Here is an 18263-nt window from a genome sequence, read left to right on the forward strand (position 1 = left end):
CCCTCTGCGTGGCCGCATGGCATGGCGTTCTGCATTGGCTGAGATACAACGACGAACCCGTAATGACCTGTCTTTTGGGCGCGCAGGCCGAGAAATGTTGGGCACTGGTCACAGCGATCAGCGAGCGCACCTCCCTGGGCGAACTGCTGGCCGATGTCAAACAGCAATGGGTGGACAACGAGAGCGATTGGTTCGATTTGCATGATCCGAATCATCCCGGCATGACCGATCAGTTGCGCTGTCACGCGATCTGCCTGCATGGTGTCTCGGAAGAGGCGAGCGAGACAGAGTTCACGATCGTGCACGATTGCGAGGCATGGTTCGTCGATTGCGATGCCAGCCGCTTCAGCGAATCCTATCAGCGTTCCGTGATGGCCATGTGGGCCCACCTGGTCGCCAGGATGCTGGAAAGCCCGGCATCGCGCTTGTCGGATGAGCACCGTTTCGACGGTCTGGATGCCTATGCGCCGTCGCAAACCGATATGACCGGGCCGGCGAAGTCAATTGCAGGCAATCTGCCCGGACGGTTTGCCGCCCAGGTTTCCGCCGAACCGCATAAGATCGCCGTCATCGACGCCGATGGCGCCCTGAGCTACGCTGAGCTGGACGCCTTGTCCGAACGCTGGGCACAGGCCTTGCACACGGCAGGCGTGGTCCGCGGCGACTACATCGGCGTTGCATTCGACCGCAGCCATCGCATGATTGCGGCGCAACTGGCGGTGCTGAAAGTCGGGGCGGTGTTTGTCCCCATGGACGCCACCCAGCCGGCGACCCGCCTGCAGGCGATGGCCGACGACGCCGAGATGCGCGTCGCCTTGACCGACGCATCCTGGATGCCGTTGATGCGCGAAGCCTTGCCGGCCGTGCTATGCCTCGATGTTGCATCCTCTGCCGCCGCTTCTTCCTCCGACCTTGTCATCGATCCTGCCTCGCATCGTCCACAACTACTGGATGTGCTGAGCACGGACGATCTGGCCTACGTGATCTTTACGTCGGGCTCGACCGGCCGTCCGAAGGGTGTCAAGGTCAGCCATGGCAACCTGCTCAATTTCGTCACTCATCTGAAAGAACTGATGAGCGCGCACGAAATCGTGTCGCAGTTTGCCCCCGCCACATTCGATGCCTCAGTCGGTGAAATCCATTCGGCCCTGCTGAACGGCGCCACGCTGGTGATCCTGCCGGCCGAATTGATCGACAGCCCCGACCGGCTGCAGGCATACATGAGCGAGCAACGGGTGACGTTTGCGGCTTTTCCTCCGCAATACGCAAAATATCTTTGGCCCGAGAAGCTGCCGCAACTGAAGACCCTGCTGACTGCGGGATCGGCGCCCGATCACGAACTGGTGCGGCGCTGGCGCCCGCATCTGCAGTACGTCAATGCATACGGTCCGACGGAGACCACGATCCTGTCGACACTTTGGCAGGCCAGCCGTCAGGTTGAGCAGCAAGAGCGCTTGACTATCGGCTTTCCGATCATCAATACCGAGGTCCGTGTAGTCAATCGTTTCAACCAGCCATTGCCGCGCGGGGCCATCGGGGAACTGCTGATCGGCGGCGCGGGTGTGACGCACGGCTATCTCAAGCGCGAAGAAATGACGCGCGATAAATTCATTACGACAGATCTGACGCGCTGGTACCGCAGCGGCGATCTGTCCTGCTTCGACGATCAGAACCGCTTATTCTTCGCCGGCCGCGTCGACAATCAAATCAAGCTGCGCGGGCATCGCCTGGAGCCGGGCGAAGTGGAGACAGCGCTGTTGACCTTGCCGGGGATCGAGCATGCTGCTGCCATCGTCGTCGAGGTTCAGGCGGTCAAGCAGTTGGTGGTGTTCTGCGTCGGCCAGCCACAGCCGGAAGAGGCGATCCGGGCCGGTTTAGCCGAGGTTCTGCCGGCCTGGGCCATGCCTAACCGGATACTTTGGTTGGCCGAACTGCCGCTGACGGTGAACGGCAAGACCGACTATCGCGCGCTGCAAGCGCGGCTACAGCAGAACGATGCGCCGTTGCAGTCAGTGGACTACGCTGACGAATTGGAAGCGCAGGTCGCCGATATCTGGCGCAACGTTCTACAGCAGCCGAATATTTCGCGCGAGGATAACTTCATTCATTTGGGCGGCGATTCGCTGACCTCGCTGGCGGTGATGTCCGCGCTGAAACGGCTGGGCTACCAGATCACTTCGTCGCAACTGCTGTCGCATCCATGCCTGGCCGATTTCACCGAACTGCTGCGCCACTCCGAGCGCCTGATGCAGCGCGACTATGCCAGCCGCCAGGGGATTGCGCCGCTCAGCCCGATTCAGGGCTGGTTCTTTCAATTGCAAATGGCGCGGCCGGGTGCGTTCTGCCAAGCCTTGTCCTTCGAGACCGAAGAAAGCCTCGACGCCGAGCGCTTGCACCGGGCTTTTTCGCGTCTGGTTACCTACCACGATCAATTGCGGGCCCATTTTGTCCATTCCGTCCATGCTGAAATGGCTGTGCAGGAGCCTTTGGCCTGGCGGCAGGAAGTCGCCGGTGCGGCGCTGGAGCTGCCGCCGATTGCCTCCATCGACGTTGCCGAAGCAGAACTGGAGCAGGCCAGCGAACAATGGCGCGACATGCTTGCCGCGCAACTGCGTATCGAGCAGGCGCCTCTGTTTCGCATCGTTCTGCTGAAAACACCGAGCCGCTCGCGCGTGGTGTGGGTGCTGCATCACTTGATTGTGGATACCATCAGCCATGGCATCCTGCTGGACGATCTGCGTCATCTTTACGTCAGCGACGAGAGCAGCCTCGAAGAGGTATTGCCAGGCAAGAGCATCAGCTACCTGGACTGGTCGGAAAAATTCCATGCGCATATCGCCGAACGGCCGAACGCACTGCTGGACGACTGGCTTCCTGTGCTGCGCGCCGTCGAAAGCGCGCAGGCGCTTCCGCTTGTGGGGAGTGAGGCAGTGGGGCGCTCGATTGCGATCGGGCAGTACAGCCTGTCGCGGGAGGATACCGCGCGCCTGCTCGGATCAGCAGCGGCCTGTTACCGCCAGAGCGCAGAAGAGTTGCTGCTTGCCGCGACTTATTTGGCGCTGGCGCGTAGCTGCAAGCTGGAACGTATCTGCTTAGACCTCGAATGGCATGGCCGGGACGAGGCATTTGCCGGTTCGCAGGGTCTCGATCGCACGGTGGGCTGGTTCAGCAGCGTGCATCCCCTGTGTCTGACAGTGCCGGCGCAACCGGACCTGGGCGCGTGGCTGATCGAACTGAAGGAACGCCGTGCGGCGATTCCGCAACGCGGGCGGGATTTCTACGCGCTGCGCTACCTGAGCCGCGATCCTGCCGTGCGTGAGCAATTCGACCGTTACCGCTCGCCGCAAGTGCTGTTCAATAACTTCTCCGGCGTGGTGCAGCGCAGCCACGAGCGCTGGCGCACGGTGCCGATGACCGCCATCGAAATGGGAGAGAGCAGCGCCAGTCCCTACGCGCTGTCGGTGGAAAGCCAGATCCTCGACGGTGAATTGCAGGTCAGTTTGTCTTTCGATCCAGCGGCATGGGTCGATGGCATGGCCGAAAACCTGGGACAGAGCTTGATCCAGTGCCTGCGGGAAGTGATCGATCATTGCGTAGTTGACGCCAACCGTCGCTGGACGCCCTCCGATTTTCCGTTCGTATCGCTGACACAGGCGCAAGCCGATGCGTTGCCGGTAGCGGTAAAGGCGATTTATCCATTGACGGACATGCAACACACCATGCACCGGCACAAGGACACTTATCAGGTGCACATGTGCTATCGCATGCCGCGCGCGCTGGACCAGCCGGCCTGGCAGCAGGCGGTAGCCGACTGGATTGACCGGCATGATTGCCTGCGCACCGTCATCAAGGAATGGCACGGCGGCGAAATCCATCAGGTCGTGCTGACGACGATCGCGGCGGCGACACGCATACACCAGGTACAGCCCGGCCAGGGCGCAGCATTCGCGGAGCAACTGATCGGACACGCGCGCAGCAAGCCGGTGCAACTCAGCCAGGCGCCGTTGTTCGATCTGCAGGTCGTGGACGAAGCCGGCGACAGCTTCCTGGCCGTGCTGTCCATCCATCACATCATCCATGACGGCTGGTCGATCAAACTGCTGTTGAGCGATCTTCTGAGTACCTATCGCCACTTCCTCGGGGAAGACGAATCCAGGCCGAACGCGCCGCTTGCCAACATGTCTGACATCGTGGCGCAGCAGCGCCGCCTGCTGGCCAGCGATGAATGGCGAAAATACTGGACCGAGTTGCCGTGGGAGCGTAGCGCCAGCCAGCTGCCTTGCGTGGCGCCGCTTAATGGCTACACTAACGGTCATAACTCTGAGCAGCCGGGAGCGCCGAACACACGGATTTATCTCAGCAGCATCGAGCGCGAGCTGGAGGTGGATGTGCGCGCCAGGGCTGCTGCGCTCGGCGTCACGGCCAACAGTTTGTGGCTGACCGGTTACGCCTGCCTGCTGCGTTATCTGGGCGGCCAGGCGCAAGTGCGCTGTGGCGTCATCCAGAATGGACGAATGGAAGAGATTCCCGGCTTCGAAACCATCACCGGATGTTGCGTCAACACCTTGCCCCTGGTGCTGAACATCGAGGCATCAAGCACGCCGGCCGCTCTGCTGGCCAGTGTCAACGCGCAACTGGAAGCAATGCGCACCTGCGCGGCTTTCCCTTTGTCGCATATCCATGAAACCGTCAAATCGCGGCTCGACGACGAGCTGTTCAGCAACTTGTTCAATATCGTGAGCCAGCGTTACGGCGAGCACAATGCGCAGTTGCATCCTGTCCTGGAGTCGGGTTACGAGTCGACCAATTACCGCTTCATTTTCGGCCTGATCGAACAGGATTCCGGCGCCGAAGAATCTGGAGCGGCGTCAACCGTGCCCCACTATAGCGTGAGAATAGGCTATGACGCCGATCTGTACGATGAGGCATCCGTCGCTATGTGGCTGGATATCTATGCCCATTGCATGCGTCAGTTGATCGCCCATACGGATGCCGCCTGGAGCGAGTTGCGGCTGCTGCCGCCGGCATTGAAGCAACAATCGGTGTCTGTATGGAACCAGACGGATCATGCCTACAGCGACAACCGTTGCATGCACGAATTGTTTGCGGAGCAAGCCGCAAGAACACCGCATGCCGAAGCTCTGGTCTGCGAGGAAGAACGCTTGAGCTACCGCGAACTCGACCAGCGCAGCAACCGCCTGGCGCAGCATCTGCGTAGCCTGGGCGTCGGCCCCGATGTGGTGGTGGGGCTGTGCGTCGAGCGATCCACGGAGATGGTGGTCGGACTGTTGGGGATTTTAAAGGCTGGCGGGGCCTATGTACCGCTGGACCCCGAACTGCCGCCGCAGCGACTGGCCAGTATGGTGGCCGATATCGGCGTGAATCTGGTGCTGACCCAGGCACAACAGTTGGCTGGCCCTCTATCGCAAGTGGGCGCAGAAGTGCGGCTGTTGCGTCTGGACGCGGATTGGGCGCAGATGGCGCAGTATGAGGCCACGGCGCCTGTGACCGGTGTCACGCCCGCGCATCTGATCTACGTGATCTTCACTTCCGGCTCCACCGGCAAGCCGAAGGCCGCGATGAACCAGCATGGCGCGTTGGTCAATTACATCCAATGCCTGCAGGCCGGCCATGGCCTGGATGCGACCGACCGTGTGTTGCAGAAAACGCCATTCTCGTTCGATGTCTCGGCGCGGGAGTTCTTCTGGCCGTTATTGACGGGTGCGACGTTGGTCATGGCCAGGCCGGGCGGTCATCGCGACCCGGCCTATCTGAGCCAGGCCGTCCGTGAGCACGGCATCACCGCGCTGAGTTTTGTGCCTTCGATGCTGCAGATTTTTGTCGACGACGGCGAGCTGCATTCGTGCAGCAGTCTGCGTCGCATGTTCGTCAGCGGCGAGGCGCTGCCTGGAGCACTGGCAGCGCGTTTTCTAGCCTTGTCGAAGGCGCGGATGTACAACCTGTACGGCCCTACCGAAGCTGCGGTCGAAGTTAGCTGCCATGAGGTCACGTCCGCCGATGGCGCGACCGTGCCGATCGGCCGGCCGCACTGGAACACGCGCTTATATGTGCTTGACGAGCGCATGGAGCCGGTTCCGGCCGGCGTCGGCGGTGAGCTGTATATCGGTGGCGTGGCGGTCGGTCGCGGTTATCTGGGCCGCCCTGAGCTGACGGCCGAACGCTTCGTCGACAGTCCCTTTGAGCTGGGAGAGCGGCTGTACCGCACGGGCGATCTGGCGCGTTGGCGAGCCGACGGCGAAGTAGAGTACCTGGGTCGTCTCGACCATCAAGTCAAGATTCGCGGCTTCCGCATAGAACTCGGCGAAATCGAGCACGCCTTGTCCGCGCACGAGAACGTCAAGCAGGCGCTGGTGATCGCCAGGGCGGATGGCGAGCATAAGCAATTGGTCGCCTATATCGTCGCCAAAGAACCGGCGCTGGAGGATGAACACGCCAATGCACAGTTAATCCAGTCGTTCAGGGAAAAACTGCAAGCCGAACTGCCGGAATATATGGTGCCGGCGGCATTCGTGCTGCTGGAAGCGGTGCCTTGCAACGCCAACGGCAAGGTCGATCGCGCCAGCTTGCCCGAACCGGGGCCGTCCGCCTATGTACACGCGGCCTATGTTGAGCCAGGCAATGATCGCGAGCGAAATCTGCGGGCGATCTGGGGCGACGTGCTGCGTACCGAATCCTTTGGCGTGACCGACAATTTCTTTTCCATCGGCGGCGATTCCATCCTCGCAATCCAGGTGGTGTCGCGCGCAGCGAAGCAGGGCATTACCCTCACGCCGCGGTTGATCATCGAGGAAAAGACTATTCGTAATCTGGTCGCCAGACTGGTGGAGAAAGAAGAATCCACGGCCACTGCTGCTGCCATTGCTGAGCCGGCGCATGAGCTCCAGGCATGCAAGGGCGAGCAGCGCCTGTTGCCCATCCAGATCAGATTCCTGCAGGACGATGGCGTCGATGTGAATCATTACTGCCAATACGCCGCAGTGAACTTGCCTCCCCAGGCAAATCTGGCTTTGCTGAAGACGGTGCTGGCCGCGATCGTTGCACGGCACGATGTGCTGCGCCTGAAATTCCGGCAGACGCCAGCTGGCTGGATTGCTCTGTATCGTCCTGAGTTGCTATCCGACCTGGCGAGCGTGCTCGATGAGATGATCGTCGAAGTCGATGCCCGGGATACCCTGAAAAACTCTGCCGACCGGCAGGCCCGCATCCGGGCTGAAATGGAACTGGCGCAGGCCGGGCTCGATATCAAGCAAGGCAAGCTCTGTCGCTGGGTCTGGCTGCGCGACGGCGATCAGTCGCAATTGATCTGGGTCATGCATCACCTCATCGTCGATGTGGTTTCGTGGCAAGTGTTGCAGGATGATTTGAACATGGCGCTGGCGCAATGCAGCCGCGGCGAACCGCTCAGGCTGGCTCCCAAATCGAGTAGTTACCAGGAGTGGGCGGCGCGTCTGCATGACTATGCCTACAGTGCGCCGCTTGAGAGAGAGAGAAGCTATTGGTTGCAGCAACTGGAAGCACCGGCGGCAGGCCTGAGGTTCGACCACGAGGTTGACCGTGAAGCGACGCCGGAAGACTCCCGCGATCTTGATTTCCCGATTCAGGAAACCACAGAACAGGTAGTAGTGAGTTTGAGCCGCGAGGAGACCGCTTTGCTGCTGAGCCGGGCCAGCACTTTCTTCGAGGTCCGGACTCACCAGTTGCTGATTGCCGCGTTGAGCCGGACCTTGGGCGGCTGGCTCGGTGCCGATGACATCCGTATCGATCTTGAAAGCCACGGCCGCGACGACATGGCAGGAGAAGCGGCACTCGAGGGTGTCGACCTCAGCCAGACCGTTGGCTGGTTCACTGCACTGTATCCCGTCCATGTGGCCGGCGTTAGAGGCGATCTGGTCGAGCACATCCGCCGCACCAGGCAGCAATTGGAAGCGGTGCCGCGCAGCGGCATCGGTTACGGCGTACTGACCAGCCTGGCGCATGACGAGGATCTTGCTGCCGCCAGCCAAGCGCTGGGCGGCCGTACATCCGAAGTATTGTTCAATTATCTGGGACAGGTCGACCCGGAGCTGCAAGGCGGCGGTTTCGTCAGCCCGCGCAGAAGCAGAACTCATGCGCTGAATATCAATGGCATGATCGGCGCGGGTGTGCTGGCCTTGCATATCGATTACAGCCGCCAGCAGTTCAGGCGCGAGACGATGGAGGCTGTGGCCGCGCGCCTGGTCAGGGTGTTGCAGGACATGCTTACTTGCGACGGAGGAGGAGGTGGCGGTGAGGCCGGTCCTGGCTTCGGGTCCGAGTCATCGCAGTTTCCATTGGCCGGGATCGGGCCGACCGATCTGAGCGCCTTGCAAGCGAAATACCCCGCACTCCAGGATCTGTATCCCTGCACGGGAATGCAGCAGGGCTTGTTGTTGCTCGCCGACCGTGCCTCGAAAGACGGACTTTATCTCACCCAGCTGCGGATGCAATTGGAGGCGGTCGATCCGGCGCGCCTGCGCCAAAGCTGGCAGGAATTAGTAAAACGGACCCCCGTGCTGCGCACCGCCTTTGTCGACGTCGGGCAGGATGAACTGCTACAGATGGTGATGGCCGAGGTCGACCTGCCGTGGCGCGAAGCAGACCTCGGTACAGCGGATGCTGCGAACAATGTGCAGCAAGGGCTGGAACAGTTGCTTTCTGAGGAGCGCAGCAAGCCTTTCGATCTTGGCGCCGCGCCGCTGATGCGCTTGCTGCTGGCGCGCACCGGCGAGCGCCAGCATTGCCTGATCTGGACCCACCACCATGCCCTGATCGACGGCTGGTCGATGGGGCTGCTGGTCAAGCAATTGTTTCAGATCTATGCCGCACCGCAAACGCAAGCTCAATCGCTGCCGGCGCCCGAGTACAAAAACTACATCGCCTGGCTGCATTCGCAAGATAAGGAAGCTGCAGTGCGCTACTGGCGTGCTTACTTCGACGGTTTGCCGCTTGCCGCCAGTGCCAGCTTGCCGTTAGTGGCGGAACCCGAGGACAGTGCCGCCGCCGAGCAGTCTGGCAGCGGGGAACAGAAAGCACATTCGATCGAGCTTTCGACGGCAGCCACGGCGCAGTTGCGGCGGCTGGCGCAGGCTGAGGGCGTCAGCCTCGGCACGCTGATTCTGGCCGCGTGGGGGCTGTTGCAAAGCAAATACAGCGGCGAGCCGGAAGTGCTGTTCGGCTACACCACCAGCGGTCGTCCGGCTGCCTTGGAAAGCATCGAGACCATGGTCGGGCTGTTCATCAATTCCTTGCCCATCCGTTTAAAGATCGTCGTGGATCAGAGCCTTTCATCCTGGCTGCAAGATATCCAGCGGATACAGCTCGATCACGAGGATCACGGCTTTCTGCCGCTGGCGGATATCCAGCGCTGCAGCGGCGCACGCCTCGGCCAGGCGCTGTTCAACGCGCTGGTGGTGGTCGAAAATTTCCCGCTCGACCGCGCGTTTCTGGCCGCCGAGGCGGCCGATGGCCTGCGCGTGGTTGACGTCCAGGGCGTCGAGCGCAGTGATCTCGGCTTGAGCCTGATCGTGTATCCCGGCAAATGCTTGACGCTCAAACTGGCCTATCAGTCGAAACAGTTCGACGACGCCTCGACGCTGCTGTTATTGCAGCGCCTGAGCCAGTTGCTGACGAGTTTTGCCAAAGGCGGCGCACAGCCGATTTCACAGCTGTCCGTGCTGAGCGAGGCAGCGCGCCAGCGCGCCATACGGGACTGGAACGCCACCGATGCCGCCTATCCTCTCGATCGCTGCGTGTACGAATTGTTTCAGATACAGGCTGACGCGCGCGGGAGCGAAACCGCAATCGTCTCGGGAACTGAACGCTGGTCTTATCGACAACTGGCCGAACGGGTGCAGGTGATCTCGTCATGGCTGACCGAGAGCGGGGTCGAGCCGGGCGAGCGGGTCGCACTCAGTCTGGGCAAGGAACCCGACCTGATCGCCGCCATGCTGGGCATCATGCGGGCCGGCGCCGCCTATGTACCGATGGCGCAGGATTGTCCGCCGGAGCGCGGCAGCTTCATGGCGGAGGATGCGGGCATCAAACGGCTGGTGACTCGACGCGCTCATCAGGAGCAGGCGGACGGCTGGGGCGTAATGCCCTTGTTTCTGGAAGATTGCCCGCAAAACCGGCATGCCGGGATTTCCGCGTCACGGGTGCCAGACCCTTACTCGACCGCTTACGTCATTTACACCTCGGGGACGACCGGCAAGCCCAAGGGGGTATTGGTCAGCCACCGCAATTTGGTCAATTTCTGCTGCTGGTTCGGTCAAACCGGCCTGTCGCGGGCCGGCGATGGCTTTTCGCAGTTTGCGCCGCACACCTTCGATGCATCGGCAGGAGAGATCTTCGGCGCTTTGCTCAACGGCGCCGAGCTACATCTGCTCAGCGGCGAACTGATTCAGGAGCCGCGCGCTCTGGCCGAGTACCTCAGCGGGCAACGGATTCGTTTCGCCGCCTTCCCGCCGCCTTACTTGCTGCAGATGGACCCCGACCTGGTGCCGCAGGGCATGAGCTTGCTCACCGCCGGTTCGGCGCCGACCCCTGAACTGGTGCAGCGCTGGAGCAAGCACTGCCGCTACGTCAACGGTTATGGACCGACCGAGACCACCATCCTGTCCTCGGCCTGGATGGGCGAGGATGACAATTTCGACGGCAAGCTTTCAATCGGTCGTCCGATCTCCAACACGACGATGTATGTAGTGGACAGCGTGGGCCAGTTGTGTGCACCCGGCTTGCTTGGCGAGATATGGATTGGCGGCGAAGGCGTAGCGCAGGGCTATCTCAACCGGCCTGACCTGAGCGCTCAGCAATTCATCGCCGACCCCTGGCGGCCGGGTAGCCGGGTCTATCGTACCGGCGACCTTGGCCGCTGGCTGGACGATGGCCGCATCGAGTGCGTCGGCCGGCGAGACCGTCAGGTCAAGTTGCGTGGCTTCCGCATCGAATTGAACGAAATCGAGAACCGGATTCGCGAATATCCGGCAATCCAGGATGTCGCGGTGCTGGTGCGGGGAGACGAGGACGACAAGCGATTGATTGCCTGGGTCGTGCAGCGCAATGAAGCCACTACAGCCACTGCGGAACCGACCGAAGCCGCTCAGTTCCTGGCGCTTCTGCGTGATTTTCTGCGACGTTCGCTGCCGGAATACATGGTGCCTCAGTACATTGTGCCGATGGACCAGCTACCGCTCACCGCCAACGGCAAGCTTGACGACAAGGCCTTGCCGCAGCCCGACCTCGGCGTCGGCCTCGAAGCGGCTTATGTTGCGCCGCGTACTGCGAACGAAACCGTATTGACCGAGATCTGGGCATCGGTGCTGAAACTGCAACCGGGACAGATCAGCGCTACCGCCAATTTCTTTGAGTTGGGCGGTCATTCGCTGTTGGCGATGCGCGCCATCACGCGCTTGCGTGAGCAGCTTGGCGTGGATCTTGGCGTGGTTGACTTGCTGGCAAGTCCGGTGCTCGCCGATCTGGCTGCGCTGGTGGAAAACTCTAGCCGCCACGCATTGCCGGCCATTGTGCCGGTCGACCGCAACGGCAGCTTGCCCTTGTCGCTGGCACAGCAACGGCTGTGGCTGCTGTCGCAGATGCCAGGCGTGAGCGAGACTTACCACGTACCCGGCGTGCTGCGTCTGCAGGGCAGACTGGATCGCACGGCGCTGCGGCGTGCGCTGGATCGGATCGTGGCCCGGCACGAGGTGCTGCGCACCCGTTTCGAGCTGGTCGATGGCGAGCCGTACCAGCGCATTGCCGCCGCCGATCAGGGTTTCGCCCTGATCGAGCACGACCTCAGCAACGAGGCCGATGCTGCGCAACGTCTATCGCTGCTGATCGAGGAGGAGAGCAGCGCAGCGTTCGATCTGGCTGCTGGTCCGCTGCTGCGCGGCCGCCTGGTCGCGCTGGGGGCGGAGGAGCATGTGTTGCTGATCACGCAACACCATATCGTGACCGACGCCTGGTCGCTGACGCTGATGGTGCGCGAGCTAAGCATTATTTATAACGCTTACCGCATTGGCGCGGAAGATCCGCTGCCCGCGCTGTCGGTGCAGTACGCCGATTACGCGGTCTGGCAACGCCAGTGCTTATCGGGAAGCTGGCTGCAGGCACAGACCGACTACTGGCATGGTAACCTGGCCGGCGCGCCGGCATTGCTGGAGTTGCCGACCGACAGGCCGCGTCCGGCACAGCAGAAATACGACGGCGATGTGGCGGTATTCACCTTGAATGCGGAACTGACGACGGCCTTGAAAGAGTTGAGCCGCCGTCACGACACCACTTTGTTCGTGACGCTGTTGACGGGCTGGGCTATCGTGCTCAGCCGCTTGTCGGGCCAGCAGGATCTGGTGATCGGCAGCCCTGTGGCAAATCGCATGCAGGCGGAGCTGGAGCCGATGATCGGCTTCTTCGTCAACACGCTGGCGCTGCGGATCGATCTGTCGGACGAGCCGACGGTGGCTGAACTGTTGCAACGGATGAAGCAACAGACGCTGGCGGCGCAACGGCATCAGCAGATGCCGTTCGCGCAAGTGGTGGAGGTGCTGCAGCCGCCGCGCAGTATGGCGCATGCGCCGATCTTCCAGGTTATGTTCAACTGGCTGAGCGAGAATGTCGCTGACGCGATTGACCTGGATGGCTTGCGGATCGCACCGGAGAGTGCGCCGCGTGTCTTGTCCAAGTTCGATCTCACCCTCGATCTGGCCGAAGCCGACGGCTGCATCAGCGGTGTTTTGGAATACGCAACCGCGCTGTTTGAACGGGAGACGGTTGAGCGCTGGAGCGGTTATCTGGAACGCGCATTGCGGGCGATGGTGACGCAGGAACAGCAGTGCGTGCGGCAAATGGATCTTCTGGGGGCGGAAGAAACCCGCCGCTTGCTGAGTTTCAATGACACCTATCGGCCGGACTTGATCGACCGTACCTGGCCTGAGTTATTTGCTGCCCAGGCCTTGCGCACGCCTGAGCGCATGGCGGTGCAATGCGAGACCACGCAACTGAGCTATGGCGAGTTGCACGAGCGCACATCGCGGTTGGCGACAACCTTGCGGGAGCAGGGCGTGGTGCCGGGACAGACCGTTGCCCTGCTCGATAACCGCGGCACCGATCTGCTGGTGATGATTATCGCGGTACTCAAGGCGGGCGCCGTTTATTTACCGATCGATCCGACCCATCCGACGCTGCGTTGGCTAGATATCCTGCAGGAAGCACAACCTTGCCTGCTGGTGGTCGGCGACACCCTGGCCGAGCCGCGCCGCTGGCTTGAGGATCATTGGCCGGCCGAACGTCTGCGTTCGATGGCCGAGCTGCTTGCTGTCGCGACCACGACCACCGAGCTGCCGCCGCCAAGCCTTGACGATCTGGCCTATCTGCTTTTCACCTCGGGTTCAACAGGCAAGCCTAAAGGCGTGATGATCGAACATCGCGGCATGATCAACAACATGCGCTCCAAGGTCGCACCGCTGGCTATGTCGGCGGACGACGTGATCGCCCAGACTGCGCCGCAATGCTTCGACATCTCGGTGTGGCAATTCCTCACGGGCCTGCTGCTGGGGGCGAAGGTGTATATCGTCGCCAACGACATCACCCGCGATCCACAAGCGCTGCTGGAATGCCTCGACCGCCAAGGTGTGACGATCTGGGAACCGGTGCCGTCGTTGATCCAGGCGACATTGCCGTACAGCCGGCCGCTGCCCCATCTGCGCTGGGTGATCTCGGTCGGCGAGGCCCTGCCGCGCGAACTGGTCGAGCGCTGGTTCGAGCAATACCCGGACTTGCCGTTGATTAATCACTACGGCCCGGCCGAATGTTCGGACGATGTCACCTTCCATCCAATCCACGCTCCGGTTGAGCGTGTGCTGATCGGCGCGGCCCTGCCCAATGCGCAAATGCACTTGGTGGACGACCAGCTCCGGCTGCTGCCGCTAGGCGTGGTTGGCGAAATCGCTGTGTCCGGCGCAGTGGTCGGTCGAGGCTATCTCAACCGCAGCGAGGAAACCCAGGCCAAGTTTCACCGCAATCCGTATGCCCGCCATGCGACTGAACAACGTCTTTATCTGACCGGCGACCTTGGCCGTCGCCTGGCCGATGGCACGGTGGAATACGTCGGGCGCAAAGACTTCCAGGTCAAAATCCGCGGCTTCCGGATTGAGCTGGGCGAGATCGAGAGCAGCCTGGTCAATCATCCTGATGTACGTGAAGCGGTGGTGGTGGCATACGAACTGGGCTCCGGCAATCCGCAACTGGCAGCGTATGTCACGCTGAAAAGCGCCGTGGCGGTGGATGACCTGAAAGCGCATCTGCGCATAACGCTGCCGGACTACATGATCCCGGCGGCGATCATGGTGCTCGATAGCTTGCCCTTGAACGGCAATGGCAAAGTCGATCGCAAAGCGCTGCCGGCGCTCTCCGCCAGCGCATTTCAGCAAGCGACATACGAACAACCGGAAGGCGCCGCCGAGCGACTGATTGCCACGACCTGGCAAGAATTGCTCGACGTCCCGCAAGTCGGCCGCGGCGATAATTTCTTCGATCTCGGCGGTAGCTCGATTCTGCTGGTGCGCATGCTTGGCCGCTTACGCGAACAAGGTCTGTCGTTGAGTGTCACCGATGTGTATCAGCAACGTACACTCGCGAAGCTGGGGGCAGTGTCTTCGTTTAGCGGCCTCAGACTGGGCGACTGGCTGGAAAGCCGCCGCTGGACATACAAGAACATGGCGCTGGAGGTCGATGGGAAGAGGGTTGCCGTGCTGCTGGTCGAGCAGGTCGAGCCGTCCAGGATAGGTGAGCTAAAAAGCAAGCTGAGTCTGATGGCAAGCGATGACCGGCCGGATTTCATCCGGATATGCGACGACGTCGAAGGTTCCGCGCTGAGGTTGGAATCCCAAGGTGCAAGCGCGCTGGGATTAAGTCCGATCAGGCCGGCGCCGATTGCTTACGAAGCGCAATTCGCCAGCTATCTCGATGCCATTGCGGCCGCGCCGCGGGAGGAAGAGTTCCCATTCAGTGCGGTGCAGCGCGGCATGCTGGAGTGGGACGAACACGATAGCTTCAGCACGATAGAGATCGCAGGCTGGCATACGGCAGAGGAACTGCAGGATGCTTTCGGACGCCTGACTCAGGAGCAGGAGTTGCTTCGCGCAGCGCCCGATTATGACCGCAGGCATTGGGCCTTGCTGGCTGAGGCGGCAATGACAGTTGCGCCGATAGTCCATATCGATTTGAAATCCGCTGGCAAGGACGAGCTGAAGCGCCAACTGGCCGCTCTCGGCAGCATCTTGCGCGATGCCAGGAAACGGACGCCGCTAGCATACACGGCGGCATGGGTATCGGCATCGGACACCCAGCATTTCCTGCTGCTGGCGCTCGATCACCTGATCTGGGACGACATGTCGCAAAGTAGCGCTCAGCGCCGCTTGACCGAACTGTTGAAACCCAAGCCCAAACCGATTGCGCGCTCGTATCGGGATTATCTAGGCGATGTTCAGCGCAAGTGCGACATCGCGGCTCGCGATGTCGCAGACCAGGTGCTGGGCTATGCCGAACTCTCGGCGGTCATGTCGGCAACTCGAAACGCACTTGAAGCAAGACGCCACCAGCCATTGCAAATCGTCGACTTCGAGGTGGCGCTGAATGTGCCAGGCGGAGGAGGCGAGCAGGCCTTTGAGATATTCAAGCGCTGGATCATGCAGGCCACCGGCCTGGCGCGGGTCGGCATGGTGCTGATTCATCATGGGCGGGAACTGGGCGAGCATACGTACTTCGATCAGATTGGCTTGTTCCTGGACACGATCCCGTTCGTCATCGCGCCGGACACGCCGTTGGCGGAGATGTCGGCCAAGGCGGCGTACTTGCAGAAGCAGGGCATTCATTACGCCAGCCTGGATGACGCAGCAAGCACTGAACGAGCGGTCGCCTTGCCTGGTTTGCTGCAAGAGATATTGTTCAACTTCCAGACCGTAGGATCGCCGCAGTCACAGCAGCGATCTACTACGGATAAGGCGCAGCATCGCAAGGAGCTTAAGGATTACTACGGGCTGTTGTTGGAAGCCTATGTAGCAGATGGCAAGCTGTCAATTCATTGCGTTTTCAGGGGAGACGATGCGGAAATTGATAGTTTCCGACAAGTTTTCGCGGCCGATTGCCAGTCAATCGACGACACCGCAGAGATTGGAAACCTATGACCTACTCGCTGGAAATAAATGACGTCCGCAAGCGCTATGGCGATTTCGAGGCAGTCAAAGGCATGAGCTTTCGCGTAAGGAAAGGAGGCTGTTTCGGCATCCTGGGGCCCAACGGCGCCGGAAAAACTTCCTTGCTGGCGATGATCGAGGGCCTCACTTCGATTACCTCTGGCTCCATTTCCGTGCTGGGGATGGATGTCGCCACGCAGATACGCCAGGTCCAGCCGCGCATGGGGGTACAGCTACAACAGAGCAACTACTTCCGCTTCCTGACCGTGGCGCAACTGCTGAAGTTTTATCAGGAGTTGCGGGTGGCAGGCAGCGGCAAGCGTAATGGCAGGCCGGTCGCCTGGTTGCTGGATCGGCTCGGCTTGAAAGACAAGCTCAACTTCAAGGTGGAGGAGCTCTCCGGCGGACAGAAGCAGCGGCTATCGATCGCTGTCGCGCTGCTGGACGATCCGGATGTCATCTTTCTCGATGAACCCACCTCTGCGCTCGACCCGCACAGCCGGCTCTATACCTGGGAGTTCATCGAGCAACTGAAGCAGGATCCCGACAAGACCGTCATTCTCACCACGCATTACATGGAGGAAGCCGAACGCTTGTGCGACGAGATCATGATCATGAACGACGGCAAGCTGATCGCCCAAGGCAGCCCGTCGGAACTGGTGCAATCGATGCAGGCACACCATTCCATCCAGTTCCGCTTCGCCAAGGGCAAGTTCAAGCTGGAATTCATCAAGGACCTGGTCGGCGTCATCGACCTGCAATGGGATGACAAAACCGATTGCCTGCGCGTGCAGACCAGGGAGGTGGCGGACACGCTGCGGGAAATTCTCGCGGTAAGCGAAAACAAAAGCATTGATGTCATCAATTTCGATGTCAACCGTCCGAATCTGGAAGACGTGTTTCTGTCGCACACTGGCAAGGAAGAGCGTGTATGAAAAAGACTTGGGTATTCTTCAAACTGCGCATGCTACAGCTCAAATCGGATAAAACAGCATTGTTCTTCTGTTACGTATTGCCGGTGATTCTGCTGCTGGGAGTCGGCTATCCGCTGCAAATGCGCGACGATGCGAAGATCGCCGTATGGTACTCCGGCGTCGCCGCCGAGCCTTCAAGTGCTGCAATGGCCGCCTATCTCGGCAAGCACAAGCTGATCAATCTGCAGCCGTATGCCGACACCAAAATATCGCCCAAGGCAGCACTCGAAAGCAACCAGATCAAGCACTACCTGGAGTTTCGCGACACTCGCTCCGACAGCGATCCAAAGTACCCCGGGATCCAACTGTACGCCAACACCTTGCCGGAGAACCGTATTGAAAATGTCGCCTTGCAGGGAATCCTCGACGATTACTTCCGAGGGCCGGTAACGGCTGCTCCGCAACAGCAAGAGATAGCGACCAGCCGCAACGCCTCGTACCTGATGATCTTGCTGCCGGGCGTCATCGGCATGACATTGCTGATCATCGGCCTCAATGGCTTCGGCGCCGTACTGATCGAAGAAGAGCATCGCGGCTTGTTCAAGAATATCAAGACCATCGACGCTTCGCCGGTGCCTTTCCTTGCCGGGCTGTTTATCTCAAGGATGTTGATCGCCTACAGCGTTGTGTTCGCGTTATACATGCTAGGCGTGCTGGTGTTCGGCATTCCTCTCAATGTGAACTATTTGTTGATGCTGCTCGTCATTACGCTGGGTTGCGTGTCGTTCCTGGGTCTGGGCCTGGTGCTGGCGACAGTCAGTCCCTCGGTGACGGCGTTCAACGGCATCGTCAACTTCGTGCAGATGCCCTTCATCATTCTGGGAGGGGTCTTCTTCTCTGTCAGCGCCTTTCCCGAATGGCTGCAGGCGGTCGCCAGACTGATGCCGCTGACGCAGTTTAACTTTGCGATGCGCGAACTTTTGTTCAACTCGGTGGGATTTGGCGACATGTCCAGGCTATTGCCGCAAATAGCTGTCCTGAGCGGATGGTCGCTGCTTGCGTTCATTATCGTCAGGTTACGGTTCCGATGGTAGCCGGACGGATGCGGCCATGCATTGCG

General features: G+C 60.7%; 3 protein-coding genes. All 3 read left to right on the forward strand.

Going from position 1 to position 18263, the window contains the following annotated elements; translation table 11 throughout:
* Positions 1-62: 62 nt before the first annotated feature.
* The 3 genes from AC07V8_RS00735 to AC07V8_RS00745 are packed head-to-tail and all read left to right on the forward strand — an operon-like array spanning position 63 to position 18237.
* Positions 63-16220 carry an amino acid adenylation domain-containing protein gene (locus AC07V8_RS00735; RefSeq protein ID WP_494677103.1) on the forward strand — a complete coding sequence of 5386 codons (16158 nt, stop codon included), beginning with the start codon at positions 63-65 and terminating at the stop codon, positions 16218-16220.
* Entirely contained in the window at positions 16217-17164 is a 948-nt protein-coding gene (locus AC07V8_RS00740) for an ABC transporter ATP-binding protein (protein ID WP_494677102.1), read from the forward strand. Before AC07V8_RS00735 ends, AC07V8_RS00740 begins: the two co-directional genes overlap by 4 nt.
* Positions 17161-18237, forward strand: coding sequence for an ABC transporter permease (locus AC07V8_RS00745; protein WP_494677101.1), 1077 nt, complete (start codon positions 17161-17163; stop codon positions 18235-18237). The genes AC07V8_RS00740 and AC07V8_RS00745 overlap by 4 nt, the downstream gene beginning before the upstream one ends.
* Positions 18238-18263: the final 26 nt, after the last annotated feature.

The sequence above is a fragment of the Collimonas sp. GW821-FHT02H07 genome (assembly GCF_059421505.1).

Excerpts from the sequence above, each read along its gene's own strand:
- AC07V8_RS00735 (WP_494677103.1), top strand. The coding sequence starts at position 63 with ATGACCTGTCTTTTGGGCGCGCAGGCCGAGAAATGTTGGGCACTGGTC.
- AC07V8_RS00740 (WP_494677102.1), top strand. The coding sequence starts at position 16,217 with ATGACCTACTCGCTGGAAATAAATGACGTCCGCAAGCGCTATGGCGAT.
- AC07V8_RS00745 (WP_494677101.1), top strand. The coding sequence starts at position 17,161 with ATGAAAAAGACTTGGGTATTCTTCAAACTGCGCATGCTACAGCTCAAA.